This window comes from Citrobacter sp. Cf116, from assembly GCF_030336505.1.
Classification (GTDB): Bacteria; Pseudomonadota; Gammaproteobacteria; order Enterobacterales; family Enterobacteriaceae; genus Citrobacter; species Citrobacter freundii.
The window spans coordinates 97339-115249 of the sequence record NZ_JAOWEQ010000033.1; the positions used below are offsets into that span (position 1 = coordinate 97339).

The 17911-nt window shown below is 52.8% G+C and carries 14 protein-coding genes; 12 read left to right on the top strand and 2 right to left on the bottom strand.

The window, feature by feature from the left end; all coding sequences use genetic code 11:
- Positions 1–17: 17 nt before the first annotated feature.
- The 8 genes from yihU to ompL all read left to right on the top strand — a co-directional run bounded on the left by yihU (position 18) and on the right by ompL (position 9657).
- A complete protein-coding gene (yihU, locus tag OGV74_RS05470) occupies positions 18–914 on the top strand; it encodes a sulfolactaldehyde 3-reductase (RefSeq protein ID WP_008323155.1) in 897 nt (298 codons plus the stop codon).
- Positions 915–924: 10 nt separating this feature from the next.
- Positions 925–1800 (top strand): sulfofructosephosphate aldolase, encoded by an 876-nt coding sequence (gene yihT, locus OGV74_RS05475; RefSeq protein WP_086504724.1) that lies wholly within the window; start codon positions 925–927, stop codon positions 1798–1800.
- Between the two features lie 14 nt (positions 1801–1814).
- Complete coding sequence (gene yihS, locus OGV74_RS05480; RefSeq protein WP_048220080.1) at positions 1815–3056, top strand: sulfoquinovose isomerase; 1242 nt, start codon at positions 1815–1817, stop codon at positions 3054–3056.
- An 18-nt stretch (positions 3057–3074) separates the two neighbouring features.
- Positions 3075–3917: an aldose-1-epimerase gene (locus OGV74_RS05485; protein WP_086504723.1), complete on the top strand. Its 843-nt coding sequence runs from the start codon at positions 3075–3077 to the stop codon at positions 3915–3917.
- 48 nt (positions 3918–3965) lie between these two features.
- The gene (locus OGV74_RS05490; protein WP_086504722.1) at positions 3966–6002 is read left to right on the top strand and encodes an alpha-glucosidase; all 2037 of its coding nucleotides are present in this window, start codon (positions 3966–3968) and stop codon (positions 6000–6002) included.
- Between the two features lie 45 nt (positions 6003–6047).
- Positions 6048–7430, top strand: coding sequence for an MFS transporter (locus OGV74_RS05495; protein WP_003028647.1), 1383 nt, complete (start codon positions 6048–6050; stop codon positions 7428–7430).
- 46 nt (positions 7431–7476) lie between these two features.
- Positions 7477–8898: an MFS transporter gene (locus tag OGV74_RS05500; RefSeq protein WP_086504721.1), complete on the top strand. Its 1422-nt coding sequence runs from the start codon at positions 7477–7479 to the stop codon at positions 8896–8898.
- Between the two features lie 66 nt (positions 8899–8964).
- On the top strand, positions 8965–9657 hold the full coding sequence (ompL, locus tag OGV74_RS05505; protein ID WP_057064278.1) for a porin OmpL: 693 nt from the start codon (positions 8965–8967) through the stop codon (positions 9655–9657).
- A 70-nt stretch (positions 9658–9727) separates the two neighbouring features.
- Here ompL and typA read toward each other — a convergent pair whose 3' ends face one another.
- On the bottom strand, positions 9728–11551 hold the full coding sequence (typA, locus tag OGV74_RS05510; protein WP_003028641.1) for a ribosome-dependent GTPase TypA: 1824 nt from the start codon (positions 11549–11551) through the stop codon (positions 9728–9730).
- A gap of 380 nt (positions 11552–11931) precedes the next feature.
- On the opposite strand from typA, the gene glnA reads away from it, so the two are divergent.
- The 4 genes from glnA to OGV74_RS05530 all read left to right on the top strand — a co-directional run bounded on the left by glnA (position 11932) and on the right by OGV74_RS05530 (position 16314).
- Entirely contained in the window at positions 11932–13341 is a 1410-nt protein-coding gene (glnA, locus tag OGV74_RS05515; RefSeq protein ID WP_003028638.1) for a glutamate--ammonia ligase, read from the top strand.
- Between the two features lie 281 nt (positions 13342–13622).
- Entirely contained in the window at positions 13623–14672 is a 1050-nt protein-coding gene (gene glnL, locus OGV74_RS05520) for a nitrogen regulation protein NR(II) (protein ID WP_003028636.1), read from the top strand.
- Between the two features lie 10 nt (positions 14673–14682).
- Positions 14683–16092 carry a nitrogen regulation protein NR(I) gene (gene glnG, locus OGV74_RS05525; RefSeq protein WP_003028633.1) on the top strand — a complete coding sequence of 470 codons (1410 nt, stop codon included), beginning with the start codon at positions 14683–14685 and terminating at the stop codon, positions 16090–16092.
- A 111-nt stretch (positions 16093–16203) separates the two neighbouring features.
- A complete protein-coding gene (locus OGV74_RS05530; RefSeq protein ID WP_003028631.1) occupies positions 16204–16314 on the top strand; it encodes a YshB family small membrane protein in 111 nt (36 codons plus the stop codon).
- A 38-nt stretch (positions 16315–16352) separates the two neighbouring features.
- Here the strand turns inward: OGV74_RS05530 and hemN are convergent, their stop codons facing one another.
- Positions 16353–17726 (bottom strand): oxygen-independent coproporphyrinogen III oxidase, encoded by a 1374-nt coding sequence (hemN, locus tag OGV74_RS05535; RefSeq protein WP_057064277.1) that lies wholly within the window; start codon positions 17724–17726, stop codon positions 16353–16355.
- Positions 17727–17911 lie beyond the last annotated feature (185 nt).

Here is a 17911-nt window from a genome sequence, read left to right on the forward strand (position 1 = left end):
CGTCTCAGGAGAACGTTATGGCAGTTATAGCATTTATCGGATTAGGTCAGATGGGTTCACCCATGGCGAGCAACTTGCTGAAGCAGGGTCATCAACTCAGCGTCTTTGACGTTAACCCGGATGCCGTTCAGCGCCTGGTGGAAAAAGGAGCCCAACCTGCCAGCAGCCCGGCTCAGGCAGTAAAAGGGGCAGAATTTGTCATCACAATGCTGCCAAACGGCGATCTGGTGCGCAGCGTACTGTTCGGCGAGCAGGGTATCTGTGAAAGCCTTTCCCCACAGGCATTAGTGATTGATATGTCGACTATTCACCCACTGCAAACCGACAAACTGATCGCCGATATGCGTGACAAAGGCTTCGACATGATGGATTGCCCGGTTGGACGTACCTCCGATCACGCTATCGCGGGAACGCTGTTGCTGTTGGCAGGTGGAACGGCACAGCAGGTAGAACGCGCCACACCGGTTCTGATGGCGATGGGTAATGAATTGATCAACGCAGGCGGTCCCGGCATGGGCATTCGCGTCAAGCTCATCAACAACTACATGAGCATCGCGTTAAACGCCTTGTCTGCTGAAGCCGCCGTGTTGTGCGAAGCGCTCGGCCTCTCCTTCGATGTGGCCTTGCAAGTCATGAGCGGCACTCCCGCCGGGAAAGGCCACTTCACTACCTCCTGGCCGAACAAAGTGCTGAAAGGCGATCTTTCCCCGGCCTTCATGATCGATTTAGCTCACAAGGATCTTGGCATCGCGCTGGACGTTGCCAACCAACTACATGTGCCGATGCCGCTCGGTGCCGCATCTCGCGAAGTCTATAACCAGGCACGCGCCGCTGGCCGTGGCCGGGAAGACTGGACGGCCATTCTTGAACAGGTTCGCGCATCCGCCGGGCTAAATAAACACACAGATAAGTAAGGACTGAACAATGACGAAGTACACCCTGAAAGATATCACCCGAGCTTCCGGCGGTTTTGCCATGCTGGCGGTCGATCAGCGCGAAGCCATGCGCTTAATGTTTGCCGCTGCGGGTGCAAAATCCCCGGTCAATGACAGCGTGCTGACCGATTTCAAAGTCAATGCTGCAAAGATTCTGTCCCCCTATGCCTCCGCCATTCTGGTCGATCAGCAGTTCTGCTACCGCCAGGTTGTAGAGCAAAACGCGGTCGCCAAAAGCTGCGCCATGATTGTGGCCGCTGATGAGTTTATTCCGGGTAACGGAATTCCGGTCGATAGCGTAGTGATTGATAAAAAAATCAACCCGCAGGCTGTGAAGCAAGATGGTGCTAAGGCTCTCAAACTGCTGGTGCTGTGGCGTAGCGATGAAGATGCCCAACAGCGTCTGGATATGGTGAAAGAATTCAATGAGTTATGCCATTCCAATGGGCTGCTAAGCATCATCGAGCCGGTTGTTCGCCCACCGCGTCGTGGCGATAAGTTCTGCCGTGAACAGGCCATCATCGATGCCGCGAAAGAGCTGGGCGACAGCGGTGCCAATCTCTACAAGGTCGAAATGCCGCTGTACGGCAAAGGAACCCAACAGGAATTGCTTAGCGCCTCTCAGCGCCTGAATGAAAACATCAACATGCCGTGGGTCATTCTCTCCTCTGGTGTGGATGAAAAACTGTTCCCACGCGCGGTCAGCGTAGCAATGACCGCAGGCGCATCCGGCTTCCTGGCCGGGCGTGCGGTCTGGTCATCCGTCGTGGGTCTGCCGGATACCGAACTGATGCTGCGTGATGTTTCCGCACCGAAGTTGCAGCGTCTGGGCGATATCGTCGACGAAATGATGGCCCGCCGCTAATAGAGGATCAAAGCATGAAATGGTTTAACACCCTAAGCCACAACCGCTGGCTGGAACAAGAAACCGATCGCATCTTTAACTTTGGTAAGAACGCGGCGGTGCCCACCGGGTTTGGTTGGTTAGGAAACAGTGGTCAGGTCAGAGCGGATATGGGAACACATCTGTGGATCACCGCCCGCATGCTGCACGTCTATTCCGTTGCCACCTCCATGGGTCGCCCAGGTGCATATCAACTCGTCGACCACGGCATTAAGGCGCTGAACGGCGCGCTACGCGACACACGCTACGGCGGTTGGTACGCCTGCGTCAATGACGAAGGAGTGATGGATGCCTCCAAGCAGGGTTATCAGCATTTCTTCGTCTTACTTGGCGCGGCAAGCGCGGTCACTACCGGTCATCCACAGGCCAGAAAATTGCTGGATGACGCCATCGAGGTGATTGAGAAGTACTTCTGGAGCGAAGACGAACAAATGTGCCTGGAGTCCTGGGACGAAGCCTTCAGCCAGACAGAAGATTATCGCGGCGGCAACGCTAACATGCACGCGGTCGAGGCTTTTCTGATCGTGTATGACGTGACTCATGACCGTAAATGGCTCGATCGCGCACTGCGTATCGCTTCGGTGATTATTCACGACGTGGCCCGTAGCGGGGAGTACCGCGTCAATGAACACTTCGATTCACAGTGGAATCCAATCCGCGATTACAACAAGGACAACCCAGCTCACCGTTTCCGCGCCTACGGTGGCACGCCGGGTCACTGGATCGAGTGGGGCCGCCTGATGCTGCATCTACATGCCGCGCTGGAAGCTCGCTTCGAAACGCCTCCTGCCTGGCTGCTGGAAGATGCAAAAGGACTTTTCCACGCCACTATCCGCGACGCCTGGGCACCAGACGGCGCAGACGGTTTTGTCTATTCGGTGGATTGGGACGGCAAACCGATCGTTCGCGAAAGAGTGCGCTGGCCGATAGTCGAAGCGATGGGTACCGCCTACGCCCTGTACACCCTCACAGGCGACAGCCAGTACGAAGCCTGGTACCAGAAATGGTGGGATTACTGCATCACCTACCTGATGGATTACGAGACCGGTTCATGGTGGCAGGAGCTGGACACCGATAACAAGGTGACCACCAAAGTCTGGGACGGCAAGCAGGATATTTATCACCTGCTGCACTGCCTGGTGATCCCACGTCTGCCACTGGCTCCGGGCCTTGCTCCGGCTGTTGCCGCCGGTCTGCTGGATATCAACGCTAAATAAGTAACAAGGTGGGCTGCCATGCATAGCGGTGGAAAAACCATTCATCTTCAGGCCGGACACTACCAGGCGAAAATCGTCACGGTTGGCGCTGGGCTAGCGGAATTGACGCACCGTGGGCGTCATATCGTTATTCCCCACAAACCGGAAGAAATGCCGCTGGCACACTTGGGGAAAGTGTTAATCCCCTGGCCAAACCGCGTTGTAGACGGCAGCTATCACTATAACGGCAAGGATTACCAGCTTGCCGTTAACGACTCGGTTTCACATACCGCCATTCATGGGTTACTGGCCTGGCGGGACTGGCAGATTAACCAGCAGTCGGCATCGGAAGTGTCGCTGACGATTTTTCTGCCGCCTTCTTATGGTTATCCCTTTGCGCTGGTTTCAGAGGTGATTTACCGGCTGGAAGCAACCCGTGGACTGCACGTTTTTATCCACACACAGAATGTGGGTGACGAAATCGCGCCGTATGGCGCGGGAGCACATCCCTATTTGACCTGCAATCTGCAACCAATTGATGACTGTGAATTAACACTCCCGGTGAGTGAAGAAACATGTGATGAACGATATTTCACCACGCCGCAACGCATTGCGCAGACCGCTATCGATCATACGTTCAGGACTATGCCACCTGACGCTGAGTGGGAAGTCAGGATGACCAGCCCATCGCAAAACATGTCCACTTTTTTACGCAGCCACCAGCCCTGGTTGCAAGTGTATACCGGCGAAAAATTAGCACGGCGCGGCCTGGCGGTTGAACCGATGAGCTGCCCGCCCGACGCCTATAACTCCGGAATAAGCCTGATTCATCTCGCGCCCGGAGAACAACATCAGATGCATTTTTTAATCGGCAGTGAATAACAGATTTCCGACAAATTACCGAATTACCCTATTTTTACGGAGACGACAATGAATTCGCTACAACAACGGTCAACCGCCATAGAACTCACATCATTACCTGATGGATTTGCTTTAACGTACCACCAGCGCCTGATTTTACGCCACAGCACAGAAACGCCCTGCCTGTGGGTCGGCGCTGGCGTTGCCGACATTGACATGTTTCGCGGCAACTTCAGCATTAAAGACAGGCTCAATGAGAAGATTGCTCTAACTGGCGCCACTGTAAGCGAGTCCCCAGACGGCTGGCGGGTGCATTTCAGCCGCGGTGATACCATCAACGCCACGCTGCATATTTCCACCGATGAACAGGGTCGCCTGAAGCTGGATCTGCACAACGGCGATCTCAACCATAACCGCATCTGGCTGCGTCTGGCCGCCAGGGCGGACGATCATATTTACGGCTGCGGCGAACAGTTCTCTTATTTCGACTTACGCGGTAAGCCGTTCCCGCTGTGGACCAGCGAACAGGGCGTGGGCCGAAACAAAAACAGCTATGTCACCTGGCAAGCCGACTGTAAAGAGAACGCCGGTGGCGACTACTACTGGACCTTCTTCCCACAGCCGACCTTCGTCAGCACGCAGAAGTACTACTGCCACGTTGATAACAGTTGCTATATGAATTTCGACTTCAGCGCGCCGGAGTATCACGAACTGGCGCTGTGGGAGGACAAAACCACCCTGCGCTTTGAGTGCGCTGATACCTACATCTCTCTGCTGGAAAAACTGACTGCGCTGTTAGGACGCCAGCCGGAGCTGCCGGACTGGATCTACGATGGCGTCACGCTCGGTATTCAGGGCGGTACTGAGGTTTGCCAGAGCAAACTGGACACCATGCGTAACGCAGGCGTGAAAGTAAATGGCATCTGGGCGCAGGACTGGTCCGGGATCCGCATGACCTCCTTTGGCAAGCGCGTGATGTGGAACTGGAAGTGGAACAGCAACAATTATCCGCAGTTGGATAGCCGTATTAAGCAGTGGAAAGAAGAAGGCGTGCAGTTCCTCTCCTACATCAACCCGTATGTTGCCAGCGATAAAGATCTCTGTGCCGAAGCGGCCAAACACGGTTACCTGGCGAAAGATGCATCCGGCGGCGATTACCTCGTAGAGTTTGGCGAGTTTTACGGCGGCGTGGTCGATCTGACCAACCCAGAAGCCTACGACTGGTTCAAAGAGGTCATCAAGAAAAACATGATCGAACTTGGCTGCGGCGGCTGGATGGCAGATTTTGGCGAATACCTGCCGACAGATACGTATCTGCACAACGGCGTCAGCGCCGAGATCATGCACAACGCCTGGCCCGCACTGTGGGCGAAATGTAACTACGAAGCGCTACAGGAGACCGGCAAACTCGGCGAGATCCTGTTCTTTATGCGTGCGGGTTACACCGGCAGCCAGAAATACTCCACCATGATGTGGGCGGGCGATCAGAACGTGGACTGGAGCCTTGACGACGGTCTGGCTTCCGTCGTTCCTGCGGCGCTGTCGCTGGCGATGACCGGCCACGGTCTGCACCACAGCGATATCGGCGGCTACACCACCCTGTTTGACATGAAACGCAGCAAAGAACTGCTGCTGCGCTGGTGTGACTTCAGCGCCTTCACGCCGATGATGCGTACCCACGAGGGTAACCGCCCAGGCGATAACTGGCAGTTTGATGGTGATGCTGAAACCATCGCCCACTTTGCACGAATGACCACCGTGTTTACCACCCTGAAACCGTATCTCAAACAGGCCGTCGCGCAAAACAGCGCTACCGGTCTGCCGGTGATGCGTCCGCTGTTCCTGCATTACGAAGACGATGCGCGTACCTATACCCTGAAATATCAGTATCTGCTGGGACAAGATCTTTTGGTCGCGCCAGTTCACGAGCAAGGCAAATCCGACTGGACCCTGTATCTGCCGGAAGATAGCTGGATAAATGTCTGGACCGGGGAAACCTATCAGGGCGGTGAAATTACCGTGGATGCGCCTATTGGCAAGCCTCCGGTGTTTTATCGCGCGAAGAGTGAATGGGCGTCACTGTTTGCCACTTTACGCAACATCTAATACGGCTCGCCCGTGGGGAGACTCACGGGCACATGGAGAATAATAATGAGTCAGACCTCTTCTAATCCGGCAACCCTACGCTTGCCGTTCAAAGAAAAACTCGCCTATGGGATGGGTGATTTAGGTTCCAATATCCTGCTGGACATAGGTACGCTCTATTTACTCAAGTTTTATACCGATGTTCTTGGTTTACCTGGAACTTATGGCGGTATCATTTTCCTTATCGCCAAGTTTTTTACCGCGTTTACCGATATGGGGACTGGGATTATGCTCGACTCGCGCCGCAAAATCGGCCCGAAAGGCAAATTCCGCCCGTTCGTTCTGTATGCCGCATTTCCAGTGACGCTGCTGGCGATTGCGAACTTTGTCGGTACACCATTTGAAGTCACCGGTAAAACGGTGATGGCAACGGTACTGTTTATGCTGTACGGACTGTTCTTCAGTATGATGAACTGCTCTTACGGTGCGATGGTCCCCGCGATCACCAAAAACCCGGACGAACGCGCCTCGCTGGCAGCCTGGCGACAGGGCGGAGCCACTCTTGGCCTGCTGCTGTGCACCGTCGGTTTTGTGCCAGTAATGAACCTGATCGAAGGCAACTCACAGTTGGGCTATATCTTCGCCGCCACCTTATTCTCTCTGTTCGGCTTGCTGTTTATGTGGCTGTGCTATGCCGGGGTTAAAGAACGCTACGTGGAAGTGAAACCCGTTGATGCCGCGCAAAAACCGGGATTGCTGCAATCCTTCCGCGCCATCGCAGGTAACCGCCCGCTGTTTATTCTGTGCGTTGCCAACCTTTGTACACTTGGCGCGTTTAACGTCAAGCTGGCGATTCAGGTCTATTACACCCAATACGTACTGAACGACCCGATCCTCCTTTCCTGGATGGGCTTTTTCAGCATGGGCTGTATCTTCATCGGTGTCTTCTTGATGCCGGGAATGGTCAGACGTTTCGGCAAGAAAAAGGTCTACATCGGCGGTTTGTTGATTTGGGTCGCGGGCGATCTGCTGAACTACTTCTTTGGCGGCGGTTCCGTCAGCTTTGTCGCTTTCTCGTGCCTGGCGTTCTTCGGCTCAGCATTCGTCAACAGCCTGAACTGGGCACTGGTTTCTGACACGGTGGAATATGGCGAATGGCGTACCGGCGTACGTTCGGAAGGAACGGTATACACCGGCTTCACCTTCTTTCGTAAAGTGTCACAAGCGCTGGCAGGGTTCTTCCCCGGCTGGATGCTGACGCAAATCGGCTATGTCCCCAACGTGGTGCAATCTGCCAGTACGGTCGAAGGATTGCGCCAGCTGATCTTTATTTATCCCTGCGCGTTGGCGGTGATCACCATTGTAGCTATGGGCTGTTTCTACAACCTTAACGAGAAGATGTATGTCCGCATCGTTGAAGAGATAGAAGCGCGTAAACAAACCGTTTGATAATAATAATGAATAGCGCTCTACGGGGCGCTATTGAGGAGCGATTATGTCTTTTCATGATCCGCTAACGCTAAAACTGAGCCTGCGTGAAAAATTCGCCTACGGAGTGGGTGACTTCGGCTCAAATTTGATGCTGTGTATCGGCACGCTGTATCTGCTTAAATTTTATACCGATGAACTAGGGATGCCGGCCTGGTACGGTGGGATTATCTTTTTGGTGGCGAAGTTCTTCACCGCCTTCACCGATATTCTGACCGGCGTGTTGCTGGACTCAAGGCGTAATATTGGCGCAAAGGGGAAATTCAGACCCTTTATTTTATATGCTTCATTTCCTGTCGCCGTCGTCGCCAGCGCGCAGTTTTTAGCGACAGGATTTACGCTAACAGTGAAAACGGGACTGGCAACGGTGTTGTTCATGCTGTTCGGCCTGTTCTATAGCCTGATGAACTGTTCCTACGGCGCGATGGTGCCTGCAATTACTAAAAATCCAGATGAACGCGCTCAGCTCGCCGCCTGGCGTCAGGGCGGCGCTACCGTAGGCCTGTTACTGTGTACCGTTGGCTTTATGCCAATTCAGGCTCTATTTGTCAGTTCGCCTTCGCTGGGTTATCTGATTGCCGCACTGCTCTTCTCTGTCTGCGGACTGTTCAGTATGTGGTGGTGCTTTAGCGGTGTGAAGGAACGCTATATCGAAATCGTACCGGATCACCATAAACCCAGTATTCTCAAATCGTTCTGCGCCATTTTCCGTAACCCTCCACTATTGGTGCTATGTGTTGCCAACTTGTGCACGCTGGCGGCATTCAACATTAAGCTGGCGATTCAGGTGTATTACACCCAGTACGTGCTGAACGATATACATCTGCTGTCGTGGATGGGTTTCTTCAGCATGGGATGCATTCTGGTTGGGGTACTGCTGGTTCCCACAGCTGTAAAACGCTTCGGTAAAAAACAGGTTTACCTCGGCGGTCTGGCGCTATGGGCAATCGGCGATGTGCTGAACTTTTTCTGGGGCAGCACGTCATTTTTATTCGTGATGTTTTCTTGCATGGCCTTCTTCGGAACCGCTTTTGTTAACAGCCTGAACTGGGCGCTGGTTCCGGATACGGTCGATTATGGCGAATGGAAGACGGGGATCCGTGCGGAAGGTTCGGTATATACGGGTTATACCTTTTCGCGCAAAATTTCCGCGGCGCTCGCAGGCTTCCTGCCTGGGATTATGCTGACACAAATCGGTTATATCCCCAACATAGCCCAGAGCGATGCTACCCTGCTCGGTTTGCGTCAACTCATTTTTCTCTGGCCTTGCGGACTTGCAATTATTGCAGCACTCACAATGGGCTTCTTTTATAAACTCAACGAAACACGTTTTGCTTTTATTATTGAGGAAATCAGCCAACGGAAGAAAAACAACATCCAACCGGACCCTATTACCAATAAAAAGAATACCTCTGCTGTAAACGTATAAAAATAATAGCCGCCTATTCCATCCAAATGGATGGCGGCCTCCCTACGCTTAAAAAATGGATTTATCATGAAAAAATTAACGACAATAATTTTCTTATCCTCTGTGGTATCAACCTCTGCTTTCGCTGGAGCCTATGTAGAAAACCGGGAAGCATATAACCTGGCGTCCGATCAAATAGAGGTCATGATGCGCGTCGGCTATAACTCTGATATGGGCGCAGGTATCATGCTCACCAACACCTACACGATGCAACGCAAGGATGAGCTAAAACACGGCTATAACGAAATAGAGGGCTGGTATCCGTTATTTAAACCGACAGATAAATTAACAATCCAACCTGGCGGGCTAATAAACGATAAAAGTATTGGTTCTGGCGGTGCTGTTTATCTGGATGTTAACTATAAATTTACGCCATGGTTTAATCTTACCGTGCGTAATCGATATAATCATAATAACTACAGTTCAACCGACCTGAACGGTGACCTGGATAATAATGATACCTATGAAATAGGTAACTACTGGAACTTTGCCATTACCGATAAATTTTCCTATACCTTTGAACCGCACTATTTTATGCGAGTCAATGACTTCAATAGCAGCAACGGAAAAGATCATCACTGGGAAATTACCAATACCTTTAAATATCGGATCAATGAACACTGGTTGCCCTACCTGGAATTACGCTGGTTAGATCGCAATGTTGAACCCTATCATCGCGAACAAAACCAGATTCGTATTGGGGCAAAGTATTTCTTCTGATACTGCTGATGATAAAAAAAGCCGCTGATAATCAGCGGCTTTTTTATGCTTACCTGAGAAAGAGCGTTAATTACTCTTCTTTCGCGCCACGCATTGCACGGCGACGATCGTTTTCAGTCAGGTGACGCTTACGAATACGGATAGAGGTTGGAGTAACTTCTACCAGTTCGTCGTCATCGATGAATTCCAGAGCCTGCTCCAGAGTCATCTTAACCGGCGGAACCAGAACCGTTGCTTCGTCAGTACCGGACGCACGCATGTTGGTCAGTTTCTTACCGGTCAGGCAGTTTACAGTCAGGTCGTTAGAGCGGCTGTGAATACCGATGATCTGGCCTTCGTAAACTTCAGCACCGTGACCCAGGAACAGCTTACCGCGGTCCTGCAGGCTGAACAGTGCGAACGCAACTGCTTTGCCCTGGCCGTTAGAGATCAGTACGCCGTTCTGACGCTGACCCACATCACCCGCACGAACATCGTCGTAGTGGCTGAAGGTGGAGTACAGCAGACCGGTACCGGAAGTCATGGTCATGAATTCTGAACGGAAACCGATCAGACCACGGCTTGGGATCACGTAGTCAAGACGTACGCGGCCTTTGCCATCTGGATTCATGTTTTTCAGGTCGCCTTTACGCTCACCCAGAGCCTGCATGACAGAACCCTGATGCTGCTCTTCGACGTCCAGCGTTACGTTTTCGAACGGCTCTTGTTTACGGCCATCGATTTCGCGGAAGATAACTTTCGGACGGGAAACCGCCATTTCGAAACCTTCACGACGCATGTTTTCAATCAGAACAGACAGGTGCAGCTCACCACGACCGGATACACGGAACGCATCCGCATCTTCGGTTTCTTCAACGCGCAGCGCAACGTTGTGCACCAGCTCTTTGTTCAGGCGGTCAAGGATCTGACGAGAGGTAACATATTTACCTTCTTTACCACAGAACGGAGAGGTGTTTACGCAGAAGAACATGGTTACGGTCGGTTCATCAACGGACAGAGCCGGCAGCGCTTCGACGTTCTGCGGATCGCAGATGGTGTCGGAGATGTTCAGTTCGCCCAGACCGGTAATCGCGATGATATCGCCGGCTTCGGCAATATCGCTCTCGATACGTTCCAGACCCAGATGAGTCAGAACTTTACCGACTTTACCGTTACGGGTTTTGCCTTCGCTATCAATGATAGTGATCTGCTGGTTCGGTTTAACTTTACCGCGTTTAATGCGGCCGATGCCGATTACGCCAACGTAGTTGTTGTAGTCCAGCTGAGAGATTTGCATCTGCAGCGGGCCATCAAGGTCTACGTTCGGAGCCGGTACACGATCAACGATGGTCTGATACAGCGGAGTCATGTCTTCAGCCATATCTTCGTGATCCAGACCTGCGATACCGTTCAGCGCGGAAGCGTAAACGATCGGGAAGTCCAGCTGTTCGTCGGTAGCGTCGAGGTTAACGAACAGGTCGAATACCTGATCAACAACCCAGTCAGGACGAGCGCCAGGACGGTCAACTTTGTTGATAACAACAATTGGCTTCAGGCCATGGGCAAAGGCTTTTTTGGTCACGAAGCGCGTCTGCGGCATCGGACCATCCATTGCATCCACCACCAGCAGCACGGAGTCGACCATGGACATTACACGTTCAACTTCACCACCGAAGTCGGCGTGCCCCGGGGTATCAACGATGTTGATGCGGTAGTCATTCCATTTGATAGCGGTGTTTTTAGCGAGGATGGTAATCCCACGCTCTTTCTCCAAATCGTTGGAGTCCATCACGCGCTCTTGGGTTTCAGCACGTGCATCGAACGTACCGGATTGTTGGAGCAGCTTGTCTACCAGGGTCGTTTTACCATGGTCTACGTGCGCGATGATGGCGATGTTACGCAAATTTTCGATCACAACTTTGCCTCAGGCATTTTAGAAATAGCGCGTTATTGTACACGGATTAATCGCAGTACAAAACAGGATCACAAACATCCTCCGCAAACAAGTATTGCAGAGTTTCTTTGTGATCACATTCACGGAGCGTTAAAAGGGGTAATCTGACATGCTTTGCACCAATATGGTGCTTAATGTTCACATTAAAGCACTATAATGGTGCAATACAACCTTCATGGTGCAGCCCCTTTGCACGATAGTGCGCATGATAACGCCTTTTAGGGGCAATTTAAAAGTTGGCACAGATTTCGCTTTATATTTTTTACGGCGACACGGCCAATTTTTTGCAGAATTGAAGACTTCGTTACCACGACGACCATGACCAATCCGGGAGAGTAAGTATGTCCGCTGAACACGTTTTGACGATGCTGAACGAACACGAAGTGAAGTTTGTTGATTTACGCTTCACTGATACCAAAGGTAAAGAACAGCACGTCACTATTCCTGCTCATCAGGTAAATGCCGAATTCTTTGAAGAAGGCAAAATGTTTGACGGCTCCTCAATCGGTGGCTGGAAAGGCATTAACGAATCAGACATGGTTCTGATGCCAGATGCGTCGACTGCACTCATCGACCCGTTCTATGAAGAGTCTACCCTGATCATCCGTTGCGATATCCTGGAACCCGGTACACTGCAGGGCTATGACCGCGACCCGCGCTCCATCGCAAAACGCGCTGAAGAGTATCTGCGTTCTACCGGCATCGCAGACACCGTTCTGTTCGGGCCAGAGCCAGAATTCTTCCTGTTTGACGACATCCGTTTCGGCGCGTCTATTTCCGGTTCCCATGTGGCAATCGATGACATCGAAGGCGCATGGAACTCCTCCACCAAATACGAAGGTGGTAACAAAGGTCACCGTCCTGGTGTGAAAGGCGGTTACTTCCCGGTTCCTCCGGTAGATTCTTCTCAGGACATCCGTTCTACCATGTGTCTGATCATGGAAGAAATGGGCCTGGTTGTTGAAGCGCATCACCACGAAGTGGCGACCGCTGGCCAGAACGAAATCGCGACCCGCTTTAACACCATGACCAAAAAAGCGGACGAAATTCAGATCTACAAATACGTTGTGCACAACGTTGCGCACCGTTTCGGTAAAACCGCGACCTTTATGCCAAAACCGATGTTCGGTGATAACGGCTCCGGTATGCACTGCCACATGTCCCTGTCCAAGAACGGTGTAAACCTGTTCTCTGGCGACAAATATGCGGGTCTGTCTGAGCAGGCGCTGTTCTACATCGGCGGCGTAATCAAACACGCTAAAGCGATCAACGCCCTGGCTAACCCGACCACCAACTCCTATAAGCGTCTGGTCCCAGGCTACGAAGCGCCGGTAATGCTGGCTTACTCTGCCCGTAACCGTTCTGCTTCTATCCGTATTCCGGTAGTTGCTTCTCCGAAAGCGCGTCGTATCGAAGTGCGTTTCCCGGACCCGGCTGCTAACCCGTACCTGTGCTTCGCAGCGCTGCTGATGGCTGGTCTTGACGGTATCAAGAACAAGATCCACCCGGGCGAAGCCATGGACAAAAACCTGTATGACCTGCCGCCGGAAGAAGCGAAAGAGATCCCACAGGTTGCTGGTTCTCTGGAAGAAGCACTGAAAGAACTGGATCTGGACCGTGAGTTCCTGACTGCAGGCGGCGTGTTCACCAATGAAGCGATCGATGCGTACATTACGCTGCGTCGCGAAGAAGATGATCGTGTGCGTATGACTCCGCACCCGGTAGAGTTTGAGCTGTACTACAGCGTTTAATCGTTTGAGTTGCCGTGGAACTTTTAGCCTGCTCAGGCAGGCTTGAGATCGATGGCGAATGATAGGACGCCTGATGGCGCAAGCTTATCAGGCCTACCGGTAACATCACCTTGTAGGCCTGATAAAGCAAAGCCGCCATCCGGCATCTGCGTTTGCCAGTCATCTGTAGCCCATCCCAGGATGGGCTTTTTTCTCCACTAACAACCTGCTTTCTCGCGCTTTTTTGATGTAAAAAGCTATAATGCACTAAATTGGTGCAACACTTTTCAGGAGACTGCTGAATGGCAACCGGCACGCTGCCCGATGCTGGGCAGATCCTCAATTCTTTAATCAACAGCATTTTGCTCGTCGACGATGAGCTGGCGGTACATTACGCCAATCCGGCGGCACAGCAGCTGCTCGCCCAAAGCTCCCGCAAACTGTTTGGTACACCGCTTCCCGATCTGTTGAGTTATTTCTCCTTAAACATCGGGCTGATGCGAGAGAGCCTGGAAGCAGGCCAGGGCTTTACGGATAACGAAGTGACGCTGGTGATAGACAGCCACTCACATATCCTCTCAGTGACCGCTCAGAGGCTGCCTGATGGCCTTATCCTGCTGGAGATGGCGCCAATGGATAACCAGCGACGTCTGAGTCAGGAGCAGCTCCAGCACGCTCAGCAGATTGCCGCCCGCGATCTGGTGCGCGGTTTGGCACATGAAATAAAAAACCCGCTGGGTGGATTGCGCGGTGCGGCGCAACTTCTCAGTAAAGCGCTTCCGGACCCGGCGCTGACCGAATATACCAAAGTCATTATTGAGCAGGCCGACCGCCTGCGTAATCTGGTCGACCGTCTGCTGGGACCACAACAGCCTGGCATGCATGTCACGGAAAGTATTCACAAGGTGGCGGAGCGCGTGGTGGCGCTGGTCTCAATGGAGCTCCCGGAAAACGTCACGCTGATTCGTGATTACGACCCGAGTCTGCCCGAATTACTGCACGACCCGGACCAGATCGAGCAGGTTCTGTTAAACATCGTGCGCAATGCTTTGCAGGCGCTGGGAGCGGAAGGCGGTGAGATCATTCTGCGTACCCGCACCGCGTTTCAGCTCACGCTGCACGGCGTACGTTATCGCCTGGCGGCACGGATTGATGTTGAGGACAACGGTCCGGGTATTCCCTCGCATTTGCAGGACACGCTGTTCTACCCAATGGTCAGCGGTCGCGAAGGCGGTACCGGGCTTGGATTATCCATCGCCCGCAATTTAATTGATCAACATTCCGGCAAAATTGAATTTACCAGTTGGCCGGGTCATACCGAGTTCTCGGTTTACCTGCCTATCAGGAAATAAGGTGACGTTTATGCAACGAGGAATAGTCTGGGTCGTTGATGACGATAGTTCCATCCGTTGGGTGCTTGAACGTGCGCTCGCAGGGGCAGGGCTAAGCTGTACCACATTTGAAAGTGGTAAAGAGGTGCTGGACGCGCTGGCCAGCAAAACGCCTGACGTACTGTTGTCGGATATTCGCATGCCGGGCATGGACGGTCTAACGCTGTTAAAACAGATTAAACAGCGGCATCCGATGCTTCCGGTCATCATAATGACCGCGCACTCCGATCTGGATGCTGCCGTCAGCGCCTATCAGCAAGGGGCGTTTGATTATCTGCCCAAACCTTTTGATATTGATGAAGCCGTGGCGCTGGTCGAACGTGCCATCAGCCATTATCAGGAACAGCAGCAGCCGCGCAATGTTCAGATCAACGGCCCAACAACTGACATCATCGGCGAAGCGCCGGCAATGCAGGACGTCTTTCGCATTATTGGCCGCCTGTCCCGATCGTCAATCAGCGTATTGATTAACGGGGAGTCCGGGACCGGTAAAGAGCTGGTCGCCCATGCGCTGCACCGTCATAGCCCGCGCGTCAAAGCGCCGTTTATCGCCCTGAACATGGCGGCAATCCCAAAAGATTTGATCGAATCTGAGCTGTTTGGTCACGAGAAAGGCGCGTTTACCGGGGCGAATACCATTCGTCAGGGGCGCTTTGAACAGGCTGACGGCGGTACGCTGTTCCTCGATGAAATTGGCGATATGCCGCTGGACGTGCAAACGCGTTTATTGCGCGTATTAGCCGATGGACAGTTTTACCGCGTTGGCGGCTATGCGCCCGTGAAGGTGGACGTACGTATTATCGCCGCCACGCACCAGAATCTGGAACTACGCGTACAGGAAGGCAAATTCCGCGAGGACTTATTCCATCGTCTGAACGTCATCCGCGTGCATTTGCCGCCGCTGCGTGAACGTCGGGAAGATATCCCACGTCTGGCGCGCCATTTCCTGCAGGAGGCCGCGCACGAACTGGGGGTTGAAGCCAAACAATTACACCCGGAGACCGAGGCGGCGCTGACCCGTCTGGCCTGGCCGGGTAACGTGCGTCAGCTTGAGAACACCTGCCGCTGGTTAACCGTCATGGCCGCCGGCCAGGAAGTACTAATTCAGGACTTACCAGCCGAGCTGTTTGAAACCACCGTGCCTGACGCACCGTCCCATATGCAGCCAGACAGCTGGGCAACCCTGTTGGCACAGTGGGCAGACCGGGCCTTGCGTTCCGGTCATCAAAACCTGCTTTCTGAGGCTCAACCGGAAATGGAGCGCACGCTGTTGACCACCGCGCTACGTCATACCCAGGGGCACAAACAGGAAGCCGCACGCCTGCTTGGCTGGGGCCGTAATACCTTGACGCGTAAGTTAAAAGAACTCGGAATGGAGTGACGATTCGTCACTGTGTAAAGATTGATAATTGAGCGCAAATTGCTGCTATTTTGCGCTTTACTGTTCCGATGAGTTAAGTATGATCGTGCCCGGCAAACGGGGGAAGTCATCATGCTGGAATCAATGATTAATCTGCTGTCGAGCGGTGCGGTCGAAAGCCATACGCCACAAACTGCGGTTGCCGCAGTGCTGTGCGCGGCACTGGTTGGGCTGTTCAGCTAAGCAGTTTGCCCGGTGGCGCGGCGCTACCGGGCAAAACGTTAAATCACCCGTGAGAACTGCTGCATGCGTGCTTTCTGCCGCAGATAGGCATCAAAGCACATGCAAATATTACGGATCAACAGGCGCCCCTTCGGCGTAACCTGAATCCCCTTCTCATCCACATCCACCAGCCCATCTTTCGCCAGTGGTGCCAGCAGTTTCAGGTCTTCGGCAAAATAGTCAGCGAAGTTCAGATCCCATTGCTGTTCCACAGCGGCATAGTCGAGGCGGAAGTTACAGATCAGGAGCTTAATAACATCACGACGAATGCAGTCATCGCGGGTCAGGGCAATTCCGCGCCACAGTGCATTCCCCTGCTCGTCTACCTGCTGATAATAGCGCTTCAGCTCTTTCTGGTTCTGTGCGTAGTTGTCACCAATCATACTAATGGCTGACACGCCCATTCCCAGCAGATCGGTATCACCCTGGGTGGTATAACCCTGGAAATTACGATGCAGCACACCCTTGCGTTGAGCAATCGCCAGCTCATCATCCGGCCGAGCAAAGTGATCCATACCAATGAACTGATAACCGGTTTCGGTCAGTGAAGAAATGGTTTCCTGCAGGATATCCAGCTTCTGCTGCGCGCTGGGCAGGTCGGCGTCTTTAATCTTGCGCTGAGCGGCAAACAGCGTCGGCAGGTGCGCGTAGTTGAAGACGCTCAATCGGTCTGGATTCAGCTCAGCAACGCGTTTCAGGGTAAAGGCGAAACTTTCCGGCGTCTGTTTTGGCAAACCATAAATCAGATCGATATTCGTTGAGGTAAAGCCAATCTCACGCGCATGATTCAGCAGCGCAAAGATAAACTCCTCATCCTGCTCACGGTTCACCAGGCGCTGAACTTCTTTATTGAAGTCCTGCACCCCCATGCTCAGGCGGTTAAAACCTTCAGCGCGTAAATGATCGAGCACATCCAGCTCAATTTCACGCGGATCCACTTCGATCGAGATTTCGGCGTCGTCGTTAAAGTTAAAGCTGCCACGCAGCAGCGACATCAAACGGCTGATTTGCGCTTTATTCAGATACGTTGGCGTGCCGCCGCCCCAGTGCAGCTGACTAACATGACGTCCGGCAAACAGCGGTGCGCGATGAATAATTTCTTGTTCTAAGACATCGAGGTATTGATCGGCTTTATGCTGCTGGCGAGTCACGACCTTGTTACAGCCGCAGAAATAACACAGCTTGTGGCAGAACGGGATGTGAACGTACAGCGAGAGAGGACGCTCAGGATAACGCGCTACGGCCTTTAGAAATGCATCAGTGCCGTAGTCTTCAGAAAACTCCAGCGCGGTCGGGTACGAGGTATATCGTGGCCCGGAATAGTTATATTTCTGGATCAGGGCCAGGTCCCAGTCTATTAACTGCTCTGACATGCTCACTCCTTCCGATGGCGTCTCTGGCGGGTACGGCGTACCGACTTAACCCCAGTACGGGTGATAAGTCGGTTGCGCAGCCACTTCTGTCGCCGCGACAACCGCTGTAGTTTAACGAATAACCACACCAGATAACATATAACCGGAAGGGTTATAAGCAGGACGGGAAGACCCACGGTGTAAAA